Annotated in this window: 23 protein-coding genes and 5 tRNA genes; 16 read left to right on the forward strand and 12 right to left on the reverse strand. The window is 44.6% G+C overall.

Annotated features, from left to right (window positions below):
• Nucleotides 1–166 precede the first annotated feature (166 nt).
• The 5 genes from KPL72_RS05380 to dctP form a co-directional block, all read right to left on the reverse strand.
• Nucleotides 167–415, reverse strand: a complete 249-nt coding sequence (locus tag KPL72_RS05380; RefSeq protein ID WP_219702100.1) for a type II toxin-antitoxin system RelE/ParE family toxin — start codon at nucleotides 413–415, stop codon at nucleotides 167–169.
• On the reverse strand, nucleotides 415–648 hold the full coding sequence (locus KPL72_RS05385; protein WP_219702101.1) for a type II toxin-antitoxin system ParD family antitoxin: 234 nt from the start codon (nucleotides 646–648) through the stop codon (nucleotides 415–417). The genes KPL72_RS05380 and KPL72_RS05385 overlap by 1 nt, the downstream gene beginning before the upstream one ends.
• 476 nt (nucleotides 649–1,124) lie before the next feature.
• Nucleotides 1,125–2,426 (reverse strand): TRAP transporter large permease, encoded by a 1,302-nt coding sequence (locus KPL72_RS05390; RefSeq protein WP_219702102.1) that lies wholly within the window; start codon nucleotides 2,424–2,426, stop codon nucleotides 1,125–1,127.
• Between the two features lie 4 nt (nucleotides 2,427–2,430).
• Nucleotides 2,431–3,012: a TRAP transporter small permease gene (locus tag KPL72_RS05395; RefSeq protein WP_219702103.1), complete on the reverse strand. Its 582-nt coding sequence runs from the start codon at nucleotides 3,010–3,012 to the stop codon at nucleotides 2,431–2,433.
• Between the two features lie 27 nt (nucleotides 3,013–3,039).
• Complete coding sequence (gene dctP, locus KPL72_RS05400; protein WP_219702104.1) at nucleotides 3,040–4,068, reverse strand: TRAP transporter substrate-binding protein DctP; 1,029 nt, start codon at nucleotides 4,066–4,068, stop codon at nucleotides 3,040–3,042.
• Nucleotides 4,069–4,472: 404 nt separating this feature from the next.
• Here dctP and KPL72_RS05405 point away from each other — a divergent pair, with 404 nt between their 5' ends.
• From KPL72_RS05405 to KPL72_RS05455, 11 genes are all read left to right on the forward strand, one after another.
• The gene (locus tag KPL72_RS05405) at nucleotides 4,473–4,784 is read left to right on the forward strand and encodes a hypothetical protein (protein ID WP_219702105.1); all 312 of its coding nucleotides are present in this window, start codon (nucleotides 4,473–4,475) and stop codon (nucleotides 4,782–4,784) included.
• Between the two features lie 188 nt (nucleotides 4,785–4,972).
• Nucleotides 4,973–5,842, forward strand: coding sequence for a formyltetrahydrofolate deformylase (purU, locus tag KPL72_RS05410; protein ID WP_219702106.1), 870 nt, complete (start codon nucleotides 4,973–4,975; stop codon nucleotides 5,840–5,842).
• Between the two features lie 245 nt (nucleotides 5,843–6,087).
• The gene (locus tag KPL72_RS05415; RefSeq protein WP_219702107.1) at nucleotides 6,088–7,413 is read left to right on the forward strand and encodes an aspartate kinase; all 1,326 of its coding nucleotides are present in this window, start codon (nucleotides 6,088–6,090) and stop codon (nucleotides 7,411–7,413) included.
• Nucleotides 7,414–7,432: 19 nt separating this feature from the next.
• Nucleotides 7,433–8,629 carry a glycine C-acetyltransferase gene (locus KPL72_RS05420; protein WP_219702108.1) on the forward strand — a complete coding sequence of 399 codons (1,197 nt, stop codon included), beginning with the start codon at nucleotides 7,433–7,435 and terminating at the stop codon, nucleotides 8,627–8,629.
• The gene (tdh, locus tag KPL72_RS05425; protein WP_219702109.1) at nucleotides 8,626–9,651 is read left to right on the forward strand and encodes an L-threonine 3-dehydrogenase; all 1,026 of its coding nucleotides are present in this window, start codon (nucleotides 8,626–8,628) and stop codon (nucleotides 9,649–9,651) included. Before KPL72_RS05420 ends, tdh begins: the two co-directional genes overlap by 4 nt.
• Nucleotides 9,652–9,892: 241 nt before the next feature.
• Nucleotides 9,893–11,140, forward strand: coding sequence for a sarcosine oxidase subunit beta family protein (locus KPL72_RS05430; protein WP_219702110.1), 1,248 nt, complete (start codon nucleotides 9,893–9,895; stop codon nucleotides 11,138–11,140).
• A gap of 14 nt (nucleotides 11,141–11,154) precedes the next feature.
• Complete coding sequence (locus tag KPL72_RS05435; RefSeq protein WP_219702111.1) at nucleotides 11,155–11,436, forward strand: sarcosine oxidase subunit delta; 282 nt, start codon at nucleotides 11,155–11,157, stop codon at nucleotides 11,434–11,436.
• Nucleotides 11,433–14,435 (forward strand): sarcosine oxidase subunit alpha family protein, encoded by a 3,003-nt coding sequence (locus tag KPL72_RS05440; RefSeq protein ID WP_219702112.1) that lies wholly within the window; start codon nucleotides 11,433–11,435, stop codon nucleotides 14,433–14,435. The genes KPL72_RS05435 and KPL72_RS05440 overlap by 4 nt, the downstream gene beginning before the upstream one ends.
• Nucleotides 14,428–15,015, forward strand: coding sequence for a sarcosine oxidase subunit gamma (locus KPL72_RS05445; RefSeq protein WP_219702113.1), 588 nt, complete (start codon nucleotides 14,428–14,430; stop codon nucleotides 15,013–15,015). Before KPL72_RS05440 ends, KPL72_RS05445 begins: the two co-directional genes overlap by 8 nt.
• Before the next feature lie 85 nt (nucleotides 15,016–15,100).
• A complete protein-coding gene (locus KPL72_RS05450; RefSeq protein WP_219702114.1) occupies nucleotides 15,101–15,265 on the forward strand; it encodes a proline racemase family protein in 165 nt (54 codons plus the stop codon).
• Nucleotides 15,266–15,444: 179 nt separating this feature from the next.
• Nucleotides 15,445–16,500, forward strand: a complete 1,056-nt coding sequence (locus KPL72_RS05455) for a GlxA family transcriptional regulator (RefSeq protein WP_219702115.1) — start codon at nucleotides 15,445–15,447, stop codon at nucleotides 16,498–16,500.
• Nucleotides 16,501–16,563: 63 nt separating this feature from the next.
• Here KPL72_RS05455 and KPL72_RS05460 read toward each other — a convergent pair.
• From KPL72_RS05460 to KPL72_RS05475, 4 genes are all read right to left on the reverse strand, one after another.
• Nucleotides 16,564–16,639, reverse strand: a tRNA-Ala gene (locus KPL72_RS05460).
• Between the two features lie 74 nt (nucleotides 16,640–16,713).
• A tRNA-Ala gene (locus KPL72_RS05465) sits at nucleotides 16,714–16,789 on the reverse strand.
• Nucleotides 16,790–16,863: 74 nt separating this feature from the next.
• Nucleotides 16,864–16,939 (reverse strand) — tRNA-Ala (locus KPL72_RS05470).
• Nucleotides 16,940–17,013: 74 nt separating this feature from the next.
• Nucleotides 17,014–17,089: transfer RNA gene (locus tag KPL72_RS05475), tRNA-Ala, on the reverse strand.
• A gap of 200 nt (nucleotides 17,090–17,289) precedes the next feature.
• On the opposite strand from KPL72_RS05475, the gene KPL72_RS05480 reads away from it, so the two are divergent.
• Together KPL72_RS05480 and KPL72_RS05485 are read left to right on the forward strand one after the other, a co-directional pair.
• Nucleotides 17,290–18,516 (forward strand): EAL and HDOD domain-containing protein, encoded by a 1,227-nt coding sequence (locus tag KPL72_RS05480; protein ID WP_219702116.1) that lies wholly within the window; start codon nucleotides 17,290–17,292, stop codon nucleotides 18,514–18,516.
• A 75-nt stretch (nucleotides 18,517–18,591) separates the two neighbouring features.
• A tRNA-Leu gene (locus tag KPL72_RS05485) sits at nucleotides 18,592–18,676 on the forward strand.
• A 178-nt stretch (nucleotides 18,677–18,854) separates the two neighbouring features.
• On the opposite strand, the gene KPL72_RS05490 is transcribed toward KPL72_RS05485, so the two are convergent.
• Both KPL72_RS05490 and KPL72_RS05495 read right to left on the reverse strand, forming a co-directional pair.
• Nucleotides 18,855–19,283 carry an acyl-CoA thioesterase gene (locus tag KPL72_RS05490; RefSeq protein WP_113916532.1) on the reverse strand — a complete coding sequence of 143 codons (429 nt, stop codon included), beginning with the start codon at nucleotides 19,281–19,283 and terminating at the stop codon, nucleotides 18,855–18,857.
• Between the two features lie 127 nt (nucleotides 19,284–19,410).
• A complete protein-coding gene (locus KPL72_RS05495; RefSeq protein WP_219702117.1) occupies nucleotides 19,411–19,848 on the reverse strand; it encodes a DUF4156 domain-containing protein in 438 nt (145 codons plus the stop codon).
• Nucleotides 19,849–20,043: 195 nt separating this feature from the next.
• On the opposite strand from KPL72_RS05495, the gene KPL72_RS05500 reads away from it, so the two are divergent.
• From KPL72_RS05500 to KPL72_RS05505, 3 genes are all read left to right on the forward strand, one after another.
• On the forward strand, nucleotides 20,044–20,241 hold the full coding sequence (locus tag KPL72_RS05500; RefSeq protein WP_100187045.1) for a CPXCG motif-containing cysteine-rich protein: 198 nt from the start codon (nucleotides 20,044–20,046) through the stop codon (nucleotides 20,239–20,241).
• Between the two features lie 14 nt (nucleotides 20,242–20,255).
• Nucleotides 20,256–20,387 carry a hypothetical protein gene (locus KPL72_RS21340; protein ID WP_283247978.1) on the forward strand — a complete coding sequence of 44 codons (132 nt, stop codon included), beginning with the start codon at nucleotides 20,256–20,258 and terminating at the stop codon, nucleotides 20,385–20,387.
• A 75-nt stretch (nucleotides 20,388–20,462) separates the two neighbouring features.
• Entirely contained in the window at nucleotides 20,463–20,927 is a 465-nt protein-coding gene (locus tag KPL72_RS05505) for a hypothetical protein (protein ID WP_219702118.1), read from the forward strand.
• On the opposite strand, the gene KPL72_RS05510 is transcribed toward KPL72_RS05505, so the two are convergent.
• A complete protein-coding gene (locus KPL72_RS05510) occupies nucleotides 20,884–21,216 on the reverse strand; it encodes a hypothetical protein (RefSeq protein ID WP_219702119.1) in 333 nt (110 codons plus the stop codon). The two genes, KPL72_RS05505 and KPL72_RS05510, sit on opposite strands and share 44 nt — an antisense overlap.
• Nucleotides 21,217–21,324 lie beyond the last annotated feature (108 nt).

The raw sequence follows: 21,324 nt of genomic DNA on the forward strand, positions 1-21,324 counted from the left end.
GCAAGAATCCTACGCGTTAGAAAGGAACTTAATAAAATACTAATAAGCCTAACCTTGGAAGCGATAAAAAAGAAGAACTGAATAGTTTAAAAAGTGAATACGAATTCATCCTAGCTCTAGCGCATTGGAAAGAGATATTTAAGGATGCTTTACTAAAAATCTTTATTCAAAAATGCCTAGGTAGATCGCGGCTACCATGCAGAACGCGAACAACTCTTAAGCGCTCATTGAGAATTTCGGTGCGTTCACGCCCGGTATTAGGATTGTTACAGAGCTGGATAAAGCAGCGCTCTAGATCTTTTAAATACTGCACAGCCTGATCGAGACCAAATTCCTTTTCGGTATAATCAAAAATATTGCTCAAGTCTTGTTCTGCTTCTGGAGACAGCTCATAGCTTGCAATAGAAGAAGCCATTAAGCGCGTCTTTCTTCCAGCTTAGCACTAATAATATCCTGTACTTTATTCGGACTCGCTTCACCGTCCCAACCTTTAGCTATCTCTGCGCGCAAGTCTTCTATTATGCGATGACGGTAGATTTGATGCAGGCGTAATGCGTCTCGCACTACCTCGCTGGTATTCTGAAAATCGCCGCCTTTTACTTGGGCAGCAATGTAAGCAGCTTGTTTGTCAGTGAAACTGATATTCATACTATATAGACCTCATAATCCTCTCATTTCAAGCTGTCACCCGTTGTCTATATTTGTCAAATATAGACAACATATCACAGATTCTTCATAAGCCTGTTTGAATTGCAGTTCAACTCACCAATAACCGATACTTTTGGTATAAATTAGAAAGTCAGTTATCTATAAGCTTCGAATTCTTACCCTATCTACCAAGGTCGTCCGAAGATTAACAACCATTAAGCAACTGATACTAAAAGAACGATACTAGACTGAAGGTTTAAATAAACTAGGATTTTAAGCAAAATCCATTGCAGCAAACATGGGGCAAAGCAATAAAACAATTGTTTATGAACGCGGACAGTGCTTCAACACGAATGTCACCTAAATTTTAAAAAGCAATCATTATAATTGCTTTTATTAGAGAACCCCCTATAGAACTACTTTGAGTTTATATAAATATGCCTGCTACTTTCTTCGCAGACTAACTAATTGAATGTCTATGGTCCTAGAAGCTTGTTAGGCAGCCAGAGAGCGACTTCAGGAACATATGTTGTGATCATCAGTGCAGGTAGCCATGCCCCGGTAATTAAGATCAGTGTTGGAGTCAATGTTTCGTTTATCTTTGCTTTACTGATTCTGGAAGACAGGTAGAGTAGCGGAGCTGTTGGCGGAGTAATATTTCCCATTCCCAGATTTACACCTAAGATCGCCGCAAAATGAATTGGATCTACTCCAATCTCAACAGCTACAGGTAACAGAATCGGTGTTGATAGCAACACCCCACTGACATCATCCATCAACATCCCTATGATGATCATAAATAAGTTCAGCATCAGCATAATGATCAATGGATTATCAGATATATTACTTAACGCACTCAGAATAACATCAGGCAGATCTTCGAAAATAAAGAGTCTACTGAGAATCATCACTACGAATAGCATGATCATCACTACCCCGGTAGTGACCGCTGTATCAACCAAGACATTGCCAAAATTCTTAAGATTAAGGCCGCGATAAACTAAGAAGCCCACAGGAATTGCATACAACGCTGCAACCCCAGCTGCCTCTGTTGGTGTCATTAGACCACCATAAATACCACCTAGAATAATAAAGGGCATTAACAAGGCTGGTATTGCTCGTCCAGTTTGCTGGGCGGTCTTTCTAACAACCTCTCCGGACGATGCATATTCATTGACACTGATATTTGAATTTTTGCGCAGCATGATCAGGTTTGTAATGGTTAGCAGAACAACTACTATCAAACCAGGCACCACAGTCGCCAGAAAACACTTCAAGACAGATAATTGTGCAACCCAAGCATACAGAATCATCAGCGCACTTGGAGGGATCAGTAAACCTAACGGGGCAGAACAAGCCAATAACGCTGCACTATGTCCTTTAGGATAACCACGCTCCGCAAGCTTTGGAAACATTACTGAGCCTATGCAGGATAAGGTTGCCGCAGCACTACCTGATATCGCACCAAATACTGCACAAGCCAGAACACCTGCAACTCCTAGCCCGCCTCTAAGCCGGCCAAAAACGGTTTCGGCTATATTCACTAACGGATCAGCTATCCGGCCCTTTTCCATAAGCCCGCCAGCAAGAATAAATAATGGAATAGCCAGCAAAACGACCGTATTCATTTTACTATACCCAACAGGTATTAATGAATCAGGACTATACCCTCCGAAATAAACTAGGAAGATGGTTGCTGCTCCGAATGAAAAAGGTACCGGCACACCAATAATAAGGGTAAACAAAAGGATTAGAAGTGCAATTACAACAATTTCCATAGCATTAATCCTTCTGTTGCATATTGTTAACTTTACCGGTCAGACGGTAATAAAAGTGAAGCAGAGCATGAAATGTCATCAGAATGAAACCAACAGCAATCGCAGACTGTGGAAGTAAAATAGGAATCTTCCAACTCGGAGTGATTGGCCATCGCTCAATTGCAAATTGGATTAACAGAAAGTTCCAATAGGTCAGCACCAGCAGCACAGCAATTTCAATAATATCCCGTAGATATGATGTGATACGCGTTAAAGGTGTATCGCCATAAATCGATTGAATGAAATCAGCTTCAATATGGGATTGCTCAAAGGACCCAAATGCCGCACCGATAAAATAGAGCCAAAAAGCAAATACAAGCAGTATTTCCTCTACTCCATAGAAATCTATCGAAAACAAATAGCGGGAAAGAAAAGAGGCAACAACTATTAGCATAATAGCTAGATTACAAGTAATTAAAATAATCCGTTCTACCTGCTCAAGTTTGTATAAAAGCATAATTAATACTCCCGAAAAACCTGCCGCTCTGCCGTCCAGACGTCCAGAGCCCATCTCGATGATGGCACCGCACCGACTTGAAAAGTTCAAGCAGGTGCAGTGCCTTAAGGAGTAAAATTACTCTATGTCAGACTGCATGCATGCAACCAATTCAGAACCAAAACGCTTTTCCAAAGCAGGCCATGCTGTAGCACGTACGTCGGCTACCATTTTTTGGGCAACCTCACCTGAAAAATCATGAACCTTAATTCCTGCTTCCTTTAGCTTCGCCAGATACTCACTATCTTCCGCTTCAGCCCGATTAATAGCATCCTGCGCAGCTTTTGTTAAAGCATTACTAACAACGTTCTGCTGATCTTCAGTCAGCTTATCCCAGCTTTTTTGACTCATAACATAGGCTGTTGCTTCAACGTAGGCACGATAAGGTACATACTCGGTGATAACGTCACGGAAACCTGTGTAATTCAACGCAGCTGTACCACCGATCCAGCCATCCGCCACGCCCGTTTGTAAAGCTGGATACAGGTCAGCGTAAGCAATTGTAATTCCACGGAACCCCATTGCTGAGGCACCAGTTTTAAAGGTATCAATTGGAGGAACACGGATCTGAACACCTTTATCCACACCAGCCTTAAACAGATTTTTAGCTGGCTTAGTCAGGGCTACACCAATAAAGCCTTCAGGAACAATCCCCATCAAACGTACACCCAGATTCTCCTGCATCTTACTGTATGCATTATAAAAACATGAACCAGGAGAGTAGACCTTGCGCATCTCATCATAGTTAGACACCAAGAATGGGAAGAAATTTACTTCAAGGTTTGGATCTAACTGGCTTGGCACGGATAAATGCGCAATATCAACACTGCCACGGATGATATCTTCGTAAACAAGCGTGTAGTCACCCAACTGGTTAGATGGATAAACCTTAGCTTTTAACCCAACATCGGCACCATTAATTGTATTAGCTACATCGTTCAGAGCATGCGTAGCCGGATGATCTGGTGCATGCTGCCCAGAAATTTTCAGGCGAGTGTCAGCATAAGCCATAGATGCAGAGGTAACTGCTCCAACGCACATAGCAACACTTAAAACATGTGCTATTTTTCGGGTTAACATTGTAAATGTAGCAATTATTTTAGACATTAATGCACTCCAATGAACACTGATAGATTGTTTTTCGTTAACTGGTTTTCCAGCCTCTTTAACTTTCAACACATTTCCACAATCTTATTTTTACAACCATCATGTATTCAAAAATTGTACGAATAATCCTTTTTTCAGTACAAAAAGTACGCCATCCCTAAAAAAACCGCTATTCCAGAGTCCCGACTAAAGCATTTATCAATTTCATAAATACTCACACAACAACTAAAATCACTTAATTGGCACGTCTTAATATTCAGATATCAGCCTTCTAGAACTTCTTAATCTGGATTTCAGGAGGATTACCCTTTCATTCAAATTTAAGTGCGAAGCATTCTATTTCTAATACAAAACTCTGAATTAACGTTAGCTCTCCAATTGACCCAATTGCGAGTATCGGCTCTATGTTTAATAAAAATGATTCTATTCAGAAAAACGATCTAGCACTGTGGCAGGTAATGATAGGTGAAGATTTTCGCCAGGAAGAGCCCATCAAACTTATTTTATCTGAAAGCTATACCTACACTCTAGTTATGGAAGTGCTAAAAAATAAGCAAGCAGAATGCTATCCAGCCAAGAGCCATTGCAGCTACTGCGAATACTTTGATATCGGATCACTGGATATTGAACAGGCTAAAGAACCTTTCGGAGCTGATTACGCGAGTACAAAACTCTTTTCTAGTTCTCAGGTGAAAAATTGCTATGCACCCATCTAATTATTGCCGTACTGAGCATGAGCTTGGCCCGTGATGATCTCCTGTACACGCCAACCTCCTTGGGAAATGTATAAAGCCCCCTCCCTTAGAAGCCTTTCTACCTACATTATCGAGTGCTAGTACTACATGAAACAATAGCCCTCAACGAGTAATAGACTAACAACCAACAACCTAAACGGAATCCAGAAATGAATAAAAATACGACCCATATCCTTACAGCAAGCGCTCCCAGAAAAGTGGGCGTGCTCAACCTACTGACCTCCACTCTGTCTCAGTTTGGTGCCTACATGAATGAAGTTCATTCATTCGACGATGTCGAAAGTAACCTTTTCTTTTTCCGAACAGCCTTCTGCTTTGGTGACGGCAAGCCGTTTGATGAAGCTGAATTTAATAGTGTTTTAAATGAAAAAAAACGGGAATACGAAATCGACTGGCAACTATCAGAGATTAGTAACAAACCACGGGTAGTCATCTTGGTATCTAAACACGATCACTGCCTTAACGATCTGTTGTACCGTTATCGTACCCAGCAACTGCAAATTGAAATACCTGCAATCATCTCTAACCACCCTGATCTTGCAGAGTTGGCCAAATGGCATGATATCCCCTATTACCATCTACCAATCAGCGCTGAAACTAAACACCAGCAAGAAAGCCAGGTTATGGAAATTGTACATAAAACCAACGCAGACCTTGTTGTCCTAGCCAGATATATGCAGGTACTTTCACAGGATATGTGCCAAAAACTGGACGGTTGGGCGATTAATATTCACCACTCTCTGCTGCCGTGCTTCAAAGGAGCCCGCCCTTACGAGCAAGCATTTAATATGGGCGTAAAACTGGTCGGTGCTACCGCACACTACGTCACTTCAGATCTGGATGAAGGCCCGATTATTACTCAGTGTGTAGAGACAGTTGACCATACCTACAACACTAAAGATCTGACAGAAAAAGGCCGGCATATTGAGTGTCAAACTCTGGCTCGCGCGATTAAATACCACATTGAAAAGCGGATTTTTGTTGATCAGAGCAAAACCATTATCTTTGCCACTGCCTGAGCCTTGCAAAAGAACTTCCCCATACGAAACAGAATTGTCTCCTGCTACCCTTGCTCACCCATCTGAAACTGACAAAAGGGAAGTTAGGGATTGTATACAGCCGCTTACATCCTGAGCGGCTGTTTTTTTGTTCAAAAAAAGGCTGCTTTCATTCAATCCAAAGAGCTCTCAGGCGCTTATTTTATAGTCATGTTCAGCGACTTCACACAGGCCATAGCGGCAAAAAAACAAAACAGGCAAATATAATGATAGTAATAAAATTTGGCGGTAGTTCGGTCGCAAACCGGGAACAAATAGATAAAGTAGCCAAAATAATTCAAGAACGATCAGAACAGTCTCAATTAATAATCTGTTCTGCCCACCAAGGGGTAACGACACAACTGATTGACTCAGCAAAAGCTGCGGCTGAGGGCAATCTTGATATAACAAAAGCGCTGGCCCGTCAGAAGCAGATCTGCCTAGAGCTTAACTGTCCGGAAACTTGTTTAAAGTCGCTGTATGAAGAACTGACAACCCTGCTCCGAGGTATCTCACTGGTACGCGAACTGAGCAAGCGTACACTCGACTACGTAGCTAGTTTCGGTGAAAGAATGTCTGTCAGAGTTATCGCCTGGTATCTACGTCAGCAAGGGCTTGAGGCTCTGCCATTTGATGCCTGGGAATTGGGACTGCTGACCGATTCTAACTTTGGTGCTGCCCGTCCTTTGCCAAACTATCTACAAGAAATACCCACTCGTTTACAACAGATGGGCAAGATCATACCAATCGTAACTGGTTTTATCGGTAAAGATATAAACGGTAATATCACCACATTAGGCCGTAACGGTAGCGATCTGAGTGCTACTCTGTTTGCCGAAGCACTGCAGGCAGATAGTTGCGAAATCTGGAGTGACACTAATGGTGTTATGAGTGCTGATCCGGGATTGATCTCCGATGCCCGCAACATTCCACAAATGAGTTTTCGTGAAGCTTCTGAGCTGGCACGCTTCGGTAGCCGTATCTTGCACCCCGCTTCACTGGAACCAGTAACCCGGGCTGAGATCCCTTTGCGGGTAATGAATACCAACGCTCCAGAACATCCGGGGACACTGATTACTCACGAAGACAGCTCTTCGAGATACAGTATTACCAGCATCGCCTACAAAGAACGACAGACCATTATAACCATCACGTCATCGGCAATGTTTCAACATGCAGGTTTCCTGGCTGATGTATTTAGTGTGCTGGGGCGGCATCAGATCATTGTCGATATGATCTCGACCTCTGAAATATCTCTATCTTTCTCTACTGAAAGTTCGCCTCAACTTGAGCGAGCGCTGGAAGAACTCGCCCGACTTGGTAATTGCAATGTGGTCACTGATAAAACCATCATCGCTATTGTCGCACCTAATCATAATCACTTTCTTCGGCACGAAGTTAATGTCCTTGCGGTACTGCAAGACAAACAGATTGACGCCGAAATGCTCAGCCTTGGATATCAGAGTATCAATCTGATGTTGATTGTTGATGACTTTCAGATCGCTAAAGCAATTTCATCCCTCCACAGTGCTTTTTTTAGCCAACCCGAATAACTAATGAGGAGAATACTCTGTGAAACAGTCATTTTTTGATCATCTTGAACACGAACTTGAGAATATTGAACAGCAAGGGCTGTTTAAAAAAGAGAGGGTTCTGGATTCTCATCAGAAAGCAGAGGTTAGCATTACCTCTGGCGAACAGGTGCTTAACCTATGTGCTAATAACTATCTGGGTCTTGCTGATAATCCGCAATTAATCGAAACCGCTCAAGATGCACTCAGCCAGTATGGCTATGGTATGGCGTCCGTTCGCTTCATCTGTGGCACACAGACTATTCATAAAGAGCTGGAAGGTCGCATCAGCCAGTTCCTAAAAATGGAAGATACGATTCTGTACTCTTCATGCTTCGACGCTAACACGGGGCTGTTTGAAACTCTATTAGGGCCTGAAGACGCGATCATATCCGATGCTCTTAACCACGCTTCAATTATCGATGGCGTACGCCTGTGTAAAGCAAAACGTTTCCGCTATGCCAACAATGACATGAGTGATCTTGAAACTCAGTTGAAGGTTGCCGATAAAGCCGGAGCTCGACATAAACTGATCGCTACTGACGGCGTATTTTCCATGGATGGAACCATTGCAAACCTACAGGGAGTCTGTGATCTAGCAGAACAATATGGTGCACTGGTCATGGTCGATGATTCTCACTCCGTTGGTTTTATGGGTGAGAACGGTCGAGGCACACACGAGTACTGCAATGTTATAGACCGCGTAGATATTATTACCGGCACCCTAGGTAAAGCACTGGGCGGTGCATCTGGCGGCTACGTTTCGGCAAAAGCCTCCATTGTTGAAATTCTACGTCAGCGCTCTCGGCCTTATCTATTCTCCAACACCTTGGCTCCAGTGATTGCGGCCACTTCGGTGAAAGTTCTGGATATGTTAGAACAATCTCCCGAATCCCGAGAAAAATTGCACAGTAACGCTGCATATTTCCGCAGCGCTATGACCCAGCTGGGCTTTGATCTTGTTCCAGGTAAGCATCCGATTATTCCTGTCATGCTTGGCGATGCCAAACTGGCTCAGGCAATGTCTGCCCGATTACTTGAAGAAGGTGTATACGCTATCGGCTTCTTTTACCCGGTTGTACCACAAGGTAAATCCCGTATCAGAACTCAGATGTCTGCAGCACTGGATAAAGAACATATTGATAAAGCAATCTCTGCCTTTTCCAAAGTAGGCCGCGAACTAGGAGTAATCCAATGAAGTCACTTGCCAAATTAAAGCCAGAAACCGGGCTTTGGTTGCGTAACGAAGCAGCACCGAAGCCCGGTTACAAGGACCTGTTAATTAAGATCCGCAAAACAGCGATCTGCGGTACCGACATTCACATTTATAACTGGGATAACTGGTCACAAGCAACGATTCCAGTGCCGATGACCATTGGCCATGAATATGTCGGTGAAGTAGTTGAGATTGGCAAAGGAGTCTCCGGATTTACACTGGGTGACAGGGTATCTGGCGAAGGACATATCGTCTGTGGGCATTGCCGAAACTGTCGTGCAGGTAAGCAGCATCTTTGCAGAGAAACCTACGGGGTCGGCGTTAATCGCCCGGGCGCTTTCGCAGAGTATCTGGTTATCCCAGCTGCCAATGCATTTAAACTTCCAGCAGCTATCAGTGATGAGATAGCGGCTATTCTAGACCCTCTGGGTAATGCCGCCCATACAGCCCTCTCCTTTGACCTGGTCGGAGAAGATGTTCTGATTACTGGCGCCGGCCCCATAGGCATTATGGCTGCAGCTATCTGTCGTCATGTCGGAGCTCGTCATGTGGTTATTACAGATGTAAATGAATACCGGCTGAATCTGGCGAGAGAGATCGGAGTTACCCGAGCCGTTAATGTTGCCAAAGAAGATCTGAATGCAGTAATGCAGGAACTGGGTATGAACGAGGGTTTCGATGTCGGACTGGAAATGTCCGGTGTGGAATCAGCGTTCCACAGCATGCTCGACTGTATCAATCACGGTGGAAAAATCGCCATGCTGGGAATCCCGAGTAATGACATGGCGATCAACTGGAGTAAAGTTATTTTCAAAGGCCTCGTTATCAAAGGGATCTACGGCCGCGAAATGTACGAGACCTGGTACAAAATAAGCGCGATGTTGCAGAGTGGACTGGACCTGACGCCGATCATAACCCACCGATTCAGTATCGACGATTACCAACAAGGCTTCGACGCCATGCTATCCGGTGCATCAGGTAAAGTCATTCTGGAGTGGGATTAACCAGTAAAAATCACGGCTCGCCTCATCAGCTTGCGTAATGATTAGCAGAAGCGGATTTCTGGATCACTAAGGTGATCTTTTTATGCAGAAGCTCAGGCTTCTGCATTTTTCAACTTCGATAGAGAATCCATTCAAAAAAACGTATTTATCGTTCAATTTAAACTGGGCATAAGTTTTTAAATTGTAATGGCCATCCATTCGAAGGCATCAATAAACATAAACGCTCTCATAGGAGTTAATTATGCAGAAGTACTCTTTTTTCAAACTCCTGCAACACAGCTTGAGCCATCATAAGAACTGGCAGGCCGCCTGGCGTAATCCTACCCCGGCTAAAGAATACGATGTTGTTATCGTCGGTGGCGGCGGACATGGACTGGCCTCTGCGTACTATCTTGCTAAAGAGCATGGTGTTAAACGCATAGCCGTAATTGAAAAAGGCTGGCTTGGCGGTGGCAATACTGGCCGAAACACTACAGTTATCCGCTCTAACTATCTTCGTGATGACAGTGCTCGCTTATACGAACACTCCATGAAATTATGGGAAAGTTTATCACAAGAACTGAACTATAACGTCATGTTCAGTCAGCGAGGGTTAATTAACCTAGCTCACTCACATCATGAGATGTCGACACTGTTACAACGACACTACGCGATGATTGAAAACGGAATTGAGTCAGAAATTCTGGATATGAAGCAGCTGAAGAAATGGCTGCCAAATGCCAACCTGTCAGCTTCCGCACGCTACCCAGTCACCGGGGCAATTGTACAACGCCGAGGTGGTACAGCGCGACACGACGCAGTCGCCTGGGGTTACGCCCGTGGGGCTGATGCTTTGGGTGTCGATATCATCCAGCAATGCGAAGTTCAGGATCTGATCGTAACGAATAATGAGATTAAGGGGGTAGAAACAACCAAAGGTACAATAAAGGCAGATAAAGTACTGCTCTGTGCTGCGGGCCACTCCGGCCACCTAACAAAGATGGCGGGCTTAGAACTGCCTATGGTCAGTGTTCCGCTACAAGCACTGGTATCAGAGCCGATGAAGCCCTGTATGGATACCATTATCAATGACTCCACTGTGCACGCCTATATCAGTCAGTCAGATAAAGGGGAATTGGTGATAGGTGCCTCGAATGATCAGTACTTGTCTTATTCACAACGCGGAAGTTGGGAAGTTAACGAAGAGACATTGCAAGCAATTCTTGAACTGTATCCAGTATTCAGCCGCGTCAAGATGATGCGCCACTGGGCCGGAATCGTTGATATCACCCCGGACCGCAGCCCACTCATGGGCCTGACCGAAGTGAAGGGCTTATACCTTGATGGTGGCTGGGGCACCGGTGGCTTTAAAGCAACACCAGGTGCCGGACATCTCATGGCTGATACGGTCGCCAAAGACAAAGCCAATCCACTGGTTAAGCCTTTTGGGCTCGACCGATTCACCTCAGGCCGACTTATTGATGAAGGTGCTGCCTCCGGCGTGCATTAACAGAGGGACATCCCATGCTATTGATTGATTGCCCCTTCTGCGGGGCTCGCGAAGAACACGAATTTCACTACGGTGGTCAGGCCCATATCATCCGTCCTGAAGACCCGGATCAGGTCGATGACAAAGAGTGGGCTGACTATATGTACTACCGAAAAAACACGATGGGCATGCAGGCCGAACGCTGGCAACACAGCTTTGGATGCGGCCAATGGTTTAATGCATTGCGCTGCAGTCAGACTCATGAATTTAAAGCTGTATACAGAATGGGCGAAGCCGCTCCGGAGGGGCTGAAATGAGCAAGTTCAATAATCGTCTCAATGAAGGTGGCCTGATCGACCGTAATAGACAGATCAACTTCACCTTCAATAAAAAGAGCTATACCGGTGTTGCCGGTGACACTCTAGCTTCCGCTCTGATTGCAAACGGAGTAGATCTGGTAGGCCGTAGTTTTAAACTACATCGTCCCCGGGGCATCATGTCTGCCGGCGTTGAGGAATGCAGTGCCTATGTACAAGTTGGTAGCGGTGACCGCCACACAACCAATGTTAACGCCACCCAGATTGAAATCTATGAAGGTATGGCTGCAAGCAGTATTCATTGCTGGCCAAGTGTTGAAAATGATGTGGGCGCTGTGATTGGTAAATTCTCCCGTCTTCTGCCAAGTGGCTTTTACTATAAAACCTTTATGTGGCCAGCCAAATTCTGGAAAATATACGAACATGCTATACGTAGCTCTGCAGGTCTGGGTAAAGCGCCTGAAACAGAAGATGCAGACACCTACGAGTACCGTTATGACCACTATGATCTGGTTATCGTAGGCTCTGGGCCTGCGGGTCTGATGGCAGCACGTCAGGCAGCCCCCAGTGGAGCAAGGATTCTGGTAGTTGAGCAGGACTTTAAACTGGGCGGCAGCTTGCTGAGTGATAGCGCAAAGATCGAAAACCAAACAACGTCTGACTGGGCTGAATCTGTTACTGCTGAGCTTCAGCCTTTTGATAATGTAACTCTGTTAACTCGCACCACCCTGACAGGTTATTACGATGGTAACTTTCTGACCGCTCTGGAACGGGTTACAGATCACCTACCAATCAATATACGCCGCAGTGGAATTGCCAGAGAGCGTCTGTGGAAAGTACGTACAGGACAGGTCATTCTGGCTACCGGCTCAATTGAACGACCACTAGTGTTCGGAAATAATGATCGTCCTGGCGTTATGCTAGCATCCGGTGCCCGCACCTATATCAACCGCTTTGGCGTAAAACCTGGTCAGAAAGCGGTTCTGTTTACCAATAATGATACCGCTTATGCAACAGCGATAGAGCTACAACAGAGCGGTGTTAACGTTGAAGCGATTGTCGATAATCGCCAATCGCCGCCGCAAGAAGTGCGCAATATGCTACGCAACAACACTATAAAACTACTGTCCGGCTCTGTTGTGCATAACGTATTAGGAAACAAGCGGGTTACTGGTGTTGAAGTCGCCAGCCTGAATAATCAAAACACGTTGGGATCTGATAATCTGCGGATTCAGTGTGACCTGGTCATCCAGTCTGGGGGTTGGACACCGACCGTACATCTGTTTTCTCAGGCTGGCGGCAAGCTACTGTTTGATGAAAATCAGCTCTGTCTGCGTCCTGATTCAGCAACAGTATCTCAGCAGGTGCAGTCAGTCGGGTCTTGTAATGGTAGCTTCACTCTGGCAGATGCATTGAGTGAAGGTGCTCAAGCAGCTTCTCAGGCTTTGGCCAATGCAGGTTTTAAAAGCACGGATGCGAACTATCCACAAGTAAGTGAATCACTCTCCTGCCTTCCTAAAGCATTGTGGCGAGTACCTGTACGTAAACAGAGCATCAAGCAATTTGTCGATCTGCATAACGATGTCACCACCAGCGATGTGGAGTTGGCTAATCGAGAAGGCTACCGTTCAGTAGAGCATCTTAAGCGATACACCGCGATCGGTATGGGGCCAGACCAAGGCCGTACTTCAAACATCAACGCTCTGGCAATACTGGCAGAAGAGCAGAAAAGTACCATTCCTGCAGTAGGTACGACGCGCTTCCGTCCACCTTATACTCCTATCTCATTTGGTGCAGTGGCCGGACGCCGGGTTGGTGAGTTTTTCCAGGTTCGCCGAAAAACCTCACTGTACGAAACCCACGAAAAGGCAGGAGCTATCTTTGAGCCAGCCGGTCTCTGGATGCGTCCTGACTTTTATCCTGAAGCAGGTGAAAGCCGTGAACAGGCTGTATTGCGTGAGTGTCGTGCGGTACGTAGAAGTGTTGGTATTTTTGATGCGTCGTCACTGGGTAAATTGGATATTCAGGGCCCCGATTCGCTGAAACTGATCAATATGCTTTACGCTAATGGTTGGAATACCCTCAAACTAGGTGCTTGTCGCTACGGTGTAATGCTCAAGGAAGATGGATTTATCTTTGATGACGGAGTTACCGCCTGTCTGGGCGAGAATCATTACCATATGACCACCACCACAGGTAACGCTGAAACCGTCTATAACTGGATCGAAGAGTGGTTGCAGTGTGAATGGCTTGACTGGGATGTTTATGTGACCCCTGTTACGACCCAATGGGCCGCGGTTTCCATTGCCGGCCCGAATGCACGTGAACTACTGAACCAGGTTGGCACCGACATCGATTTGTCTACCGAAGCATTCCCACACATGCAGTTCCGAAAAGGCACCGTTGCTGATATACCCGCCCGAGTTTTCCGCATCAGTTTCACCGGTGAACACAGCTATGAAATCAACGTACCTTCAAGTTATGCACCGGCATTGTGGGATGCTCTGATGAAAGCTGGTGAAAAGCTAGGTATTGAGCCATTTGGTTTGGAAGCGATTCATCGCCTGCGGGCAGAAAAAGGCTATATCGCTGTAGGCCTAGAAACTGACGGCACGGTTACGCCTTTTGATCTTGGTATGAGTTGGGCCGTTGGCAAGAAAAAAACTGATTTCCTGGGTAAACGCGCACTTAAACTGCCAGATCTTACCCGTCCAGGACGTCGTCAGCTGGTTGGCTTGCTAACCGATGAGCCTAGCTATGTCATACCTGAAGGAGCCCAGATTCGTCTAAAAACTGGAGGTCTGTCTCGCTCTCAGGGCCATGTATCTTCCAGCTATATGAGTGCCACTCTGGACCGCTCTATAGCACTGGCTATGCTGGAAAACGGCCTAGATCGTCATGGCGAAAACGTAACCCTGCATATTGATGGCAAAACTGTCACAGCGCAGGTAACTAAACCACTGTTTTATGATGAAGATGGGGGGCTGCTCAATGCTTGATGCTATTACTAAACCCAACAAGGTGCCGCGAACCGGCGCTATCACTACGCGGTTACTGCAACAAAGCACCAACCTCAAGCAGGTAAAACTGACTGATGTAAGCTTCCAGGGCAAATTTATCCTCTGGGGAAATCCTGAAGACAGTAACTTTATACAGTCAGTCCAAACTGCGACAGGGTTGTCTCTGCCGCGCCAGTGTGGAGAAGTTTCAGAAAAGGGTCCGTACAGAGCAATCTGGGCAAATCCCAAACGCTGGTATTTGATCTGTGAAGAGCAGAATGAGACTGAGCTTGCTGAACGACTTGCTGATAGTGGACAGATCCATATGTCAGTGACAGATGGACAGTGCTGTTTTCACCTGAAGGGGCCATCAGCTGTGGATCTGCTGAAAAAAGGCTGTAGCCTGAACTTCAATGATACACACTTTGCAACGGGTCAGTGTCTGCAGACTCGTCTTGCTATTACAAAAGTATTTCTTCACCGCAAAGGCGCAGACAGTTTCGATATCTATGTTGAGCGTAGTTACAGCGAGTACATCTGGGGCTGGTTACTCGATGCTGCTAAAGAATATAGCAGCTGAAATGTGGCACTTAGGTAGCCGTACCTTGCCGGCCAGTATCTGGCCGGCATTCTATACAGGGGAGATGATGAGGTGAAGTAAAAGGATGTCAGAGCTCGGGGTACACGCCGAAGGAGAAATCGGCCGTGTTATCATCGATGGTGCATTGGATATTCTAGGCAAAACTATGATGGAGAAGATGGTTCAAGCTCAGGCAGATCTCGAATTGAAAGTGAGCATAAATCTACTTCAGCAAAGAGCATGGCGTTGACCCTACTGACCCTTTTCCTTCAAATTATATCTTAGTAAATACTTGAAAAAACGAGACCAGTACTCACTGAAATCCATATAAACAACACCCGAAATGCTGAATTATTTCATTAGTGCTTTAAGAGCTAACTCCCCTATAATTTATAGCAAATCCACATTTACTCACAGGCTATAGCGCTTATGACTGATTCAGGTGACATGCTTACGTTAAATGATGTGTTGGTAAAGGACCTGGAGCCAAAATTACGCGTTGCCTTTGTACTAAGCCCTTTTTTCAGCATGTTATCTTTCTCTGCGTTCGTAGATATTCTACGATTGGCTGGAGATACAGCAGATCGCAGCCAGATGAACCTGTGTCACTGGACAGTTGTTGCCGACACTCAAGATAATATCTGTGCCAGTTCCGGTATTGAGATTGCACCTAAAAAACTCATAACCGAAGTCAGCTACGATGAGTTTGATTACATCGTCGTCGTTGGCGGAATACTGCGCGGTAGCTATCAACTTGCCCCCACTCTGGGAAAGTTTATTCAGGGTGCGGCTGAGCATGGCCTGCCCATTGTCGGAATATGCACCGGTAGTTTTATTATGGCTGGTCTGGGATTATTAGATGGCTATCGTTGCAGCATCCATTTCCAACATTTCAATGAGTTCACAAAAAAGTATTCGGCTCCCCTGCCTATATCAGATCAGACCTACATTATCGACGGTGGTCGCTATACCTCGATCGGAGGTGCTGCCCCAGCCTATTTGGCAGCAGAGCTGGTCAAAACACACTGCGGCCCTCTACTCGCAAGAAAAGCCCTCAAGTTGGTAATTCTTGATTATGGTAATGATGAAAAGAGTAAAACCCATATAGGTAACCAGTTTGCCGACATTGTGTTGCAGGTTAACGATGTTCGGGTACGCCGTGCCGTGGTTATTATGGAAAAAACGATCGCAGAACCTCTGGAAATCAAAGAGATCGCTGAACAGCTCAACGTCACCATGCGGCAATTAAATAAAGCATTTATGGATTCCCTAAATGTTACGCCCTCCGATTTCTATCGGGACATGCGCATCCGACATGCAGAGTGGCTTCTGACCAATAGTTCACTCTCAATTACCCTAATATCACAGGAGTGCGGCTTTGCTGATAGCGCCCACCTAACCCGATGGTTTAAACGAAAGTATAACGAATCACCAAAACACTACCGCCATCGTAGAGAGGAAGCGAATCATATACAAAAAGACTAGGGAAGGTACGTACAATTCAGCACACTATGAAAACCACATGAAATGCGAATTTACATTAGTATATGGTGGAGCTAAGCGGGATCGAACCGCTGACCTGTTCGCTGCCAGCGAACCGCTCTCCCAGCTGAGCTATAGCCCCACAAAGCGCTTAGCGCATGTGGACAGAATGTCCTGAGAATAGTGTTTTCCAATTATGCTTTATTTCAGAATAATTGGTGGAGCCTAGCGGGATCGAACCGCTGACCTGTTCGCTGCCAGCGAACCGCTCTCCCAGCTGAGCTATAGCCCCACAAAGCGCTTAGCGCATGTGGACAGAATGTCCTGAGAATAGTGTTTTCCAATTATGCTTTATTTCAGAATAATTGGTGGAGCCTAGCGGGATCGAACCGCTGACCTGTTCGCTGCCAGCGAACCGCTCTCCCAGCTGAGCTATAGCCCCACAAAGCGCTTAGCGCATGTGGACAGAATGTCCTGAGAATAGTGTTTTCCAATTATGCTTTATTTCAGAATAATTGGTGGAGCCTAGCGGGATCGAACCGCTGACCTGTTCGCTGCCAGCGAACCGCTCTCCCAGCTGAGCTAAGGCCCCAAAAACAGGCAAGAATTCTATGGGCGCTTCCCCACCGTGTCAACCTTTTTGCAAATCATAGAAAGTATTTTTAAACAGTCCAAACAACAAAATCTAACACTTAAAGAGTTGTTATGTTAAACCTACCTATGTTTTGATAAATCTTTGTTTTAACAATACAAAGCAGTACCGCAATAAGCCTTAATAATAAGAGAAGCATAATGATCGAATTTCCAACGGTGTTAGATGATCTAATGATGGCTCAGCAACCAATACTCAAAAGGACAAAAGAAATTTTTGGGTATGAGCTTTTATTCCGTGGAAAGGATGCCCTAAATGCGAATATTTCTGATGGCGAAGCCGCTACCAGCCAAGTACTAGTCAACTTATGCATTGGGATTACCAAATTAGAATCTCAGCTAAGAAAACCTTTTTTTATTAACATGACAACAGATCTCATGTTGTCCGATGCTTTCTTTCCCATCGATCCAGACACCGTCTACATAGAAATTCTCGAAAACCAAAGGCTGACACCAGAATTTTTTACCGCATTACAAAAATGGCGTTCTGCTGGCTATCGATTTGCCTTAGACGACTATCAATTTGATGCGGACTACCAAGCGCTATTGCCGTGGGTATCCATTGTCAAAATAGATGTATTGATCACACCACCAGAACAGCACGCGATACAAATCGCCGAACTTAAATCGCGCGGTTTAATCTTGCTTGCCGAAAAGGTTGAAGATTTAGCCATGTTCGAACTTTGCAAAAGTCTCGGCTTTGATTTATTCCAAGGGTACTTTTTGCAACGCCCAGAGCTCATCAAAGGCAAAAAAATTGACTCTGCAACACATGGTGCCATTGAACTGGTCAACGCTTTGCAAAATAGAGACATCAGCATTGAAGCCATAGCAGACCTAGTGACCAAAAATCCAAAGCTATCTTACCAACTACTGCGAATTCTTAATAGCCCAGTCTGTGGAGTTGCTAAAACCGTTGTATCGATAAAAGAAGCTGTCATTTTTCTTGGATTGGTGCAATTAAAGAAATGGGCTCTACTGATTACACTGACCTCATCAACGAACCAACCCAGCTCCTTGCTAAAAATGTTATTAACGCGTGGCCGCTGCTGCCAGCTGCTTGCTGAGAGTAAAAAGTCAGCTATGGCAGACTCTGCATTTATGGTTGGACTGATGTCCGGCATAGACGCGGTTTTTAACGTTGAAAAATCGGTCGTACTAGAGCAAATAGCCCTAGACAAAAATGCCTTAGACGCCATCATCAATCAGACTGGGGAGCTTGGAGCCTACTTAAAGCAAACACTATATTGCGAAGAACAAGACTGGAATAGAATTCAAAAGATGAGCCCAGGTGAAAGAACCATCTTAAATAGAGCGTTTTTAGATGCAATGTTGTGGTCAGAAGAAGTTATGCAGTCGATTAATTAAATTAAATGCATTTTTTTTTGTTAAACGATTGACACCTATAGAAAAAAATATAGAATGCGTTTCACCTTTTTCAAGGCCAGTATGGTGGAATTGGTAGACACGACGGATTCAAAATCCGTTGCCTTCGGGTGTGGCGGTTCGAGTCCGCCTACTGGTACCAACGTTAAAAAAGCGCTTACTTCGGTAAGCGCTTTTTTTTTGCTCTCGACTTCCATTCCCTTCAATAAACGCAATTAAAGCCCTCTGCATCATTCAAAACCAAACCAATACTCACTAAAAAAATCTATTTTTTAGCAAGCATCAGCAAGTCGAGCAATGCAACAACAATTAATCAATGATCAGTCGTCAAATCCATGCATTACATAATCAGGTAGATCTTCTTCTTTCGGTATCGGTGTCGACGCCCCAGACTCATCAATCGCAACAAACTTGAACATGCCTTCTGTTACTTTTTCGCGCTGACCAATACGGCCACGACGCACCCAAGCTTCCACTAGAATATTCATAGACGTACGACCAACAGATTCAACTCTAGTATAAACACCTAAAATATCACCAACTTTTACGGGGCGAATAAAACTCATGCCATCCAAGGCAACCGTCACTACACGAGATTGAGCACGCTGACCCGCACATATACCTGCCGCGATGTCCATTTGCGATACCACCCAACCACCAAAAATATCACCTGCTGGATTAGTATCTCCCGGCATAGCAACCGTCCTAGTCGTAAGACGACCTTTTGCCTTTTCTTCAAACTCTGACATAACGCTCTCTCAATCAATTTTCTATGCTTACTAAAAGCAAGTGTATCTGTTTATGTAGTCAGAGGGTAACAACAAAATATTATCGCAAGCATTTAAAAAACTCATGACAGCATTTATAAACGCCGAGTTATTTTGTTAACTCAGTCTCGTAATAAATTGCCGTTCCTTTCGCCTCGGTAGTCGGGAACGAAAAGCTCGAGCCAATAGACGTTCCTATTCCACCACCACTGCCAGCACTAACACCAACGCCCGTTCCTAAACGCCTAAAAGACAACTGCGTGACTTCATCTAAAATCACCCCATTCGCGCCTATTTTAGCAGCTTGCTCTTTCAACTCTTGAGTGGCTTTTTCTTTTCTAGAATCTTCCGTAAAGCCGTTATCACTAGAAGCCTTTACCGTGCCAATAACTTTATAATCAAACGTTGGTGCTTGTTCGAATATGGTTACTTGCTCTACTTCAAGCTCTGGCATCTGCTGCCCAGTGACCACATGAGACCCAGAAGAACAACCAAACAACAACACAGGTAACGCTAAAACGGATAAGTATTTAATAGAATTGATCATGACAGCACCTCACCTTAGAAGCTTAAATCATAACAGTGTTGCACAAAGAGCGTGAAAGCAGATCGATAAAAGTGTGGATTTTCATACAAAAGACATACAAATAAAGGGATCAACCCGCAAGCTAGCAGACTAATTATCACCTATGATTAAATTATAGGTAATTTTGAAACGCTTAAAGTGAGATGAGAGGTGCAAATGAGCGAACTACTAGAGACAGACATTTCATGCCCCTACTGCGGTGAAAGCATCGACGTCGTGATAGAAGTGCTAGATGAAAGCCAAGAATATATAGAAGACTGCCAAGTCTGCTGCCGCCCGATCACCTTCAACATCGACACCGCCTTCGACGGCTCAACCTCGGTTTCAGTTCACTCGGAAAATGAGACGTATTGATTAAAAAGAAAATAATGGGCGACGTAGCGTGCAAACGCATCTTCCCACAAGCAAGAAACGTCGGTGGATCAGAAAACCGCACCAACTTGCGTTGGGTCGCCAGCGACGTAATGTCATGGGCGCTGGCTCAGAAAATGACACACTGAGTTGATTTACAGCAGACATAAAAAAACCGCCAAAGGGCGGTTTTTTTAAAACTTTATTAACAGGGAGCAAAAAAGATGAACATTCAGCAATCAAAAACACTCATGAGCCAGATAAAAGCAATGCAAAGCGAAGGCCATAAATTACTCTTCGCATATTTCGCACCAACAAGAGATTTTCATTTTTCCGATATCAGTGATGTCGAAGAAATGCACAAATCATGGAATAAATTTCGCGCTCACTGCAAAATAAATAACATACAACTTCAAGGCGTAAGGCGCTTTAAAACAAGCATAAAGCGAAGAAGACAGATACTTGAAGTAGCTTTTTTTGTTCCAAGAGCTTCAATTGAGGCTATTAAAAATCAGCTATCTGATGCTTTTCCAAAACCTAATTTCAAAATCACAATAATGGAAACGCTAACCGAAGAAGGAGCAATTCAGTACATTGAAAATAAAATGCTACACCCTGATCAAGCTAGCGAAAACCCAACTTTGATTAACGCCACTCCGAATCCTTTGGCAACTCAAACTCAACAATGAATATAGGAAAGTCTTCATATACATATTTCAAAGGAAGAATCTCTTCCTCATGAACACTATGTACAATGGCTTTTGGGGTTAGCTTAACAAAATCAGCTAACGCCTCAATTGCCTTCGAAATCACCAATCCATCATCTTCACCAAGTATTGCCTCTATGCCATTTTCTGTACTCTCAAATCCTTGTATACTGTTGGCTGGCAATCCTTCCTCATCGTCTCGTAACTCTTTATCAAATATAGCCGCACTTTGCAGTTTTATTAACTTATCGTAAAATTTCTGAAGTTCCATCTCATTCAATCCTGTTTTAATTTTGTAAGTAGGAAGCATTAATTAGTAGAATATTTTATAAAGCGCTTAGCCATCTAGCCAAACGGCTTCAATGGAGATTATCATAGA

This window comes from Marinomonas lutimaris, from assembly GCF_019426345.1.
Lineage (GTDB): Bacteria > Pseudomonadota > Gammaproteobacteria > Pseudomonadales > Marinomonadaceae > Marinomonas > Marinomonas lutimaris.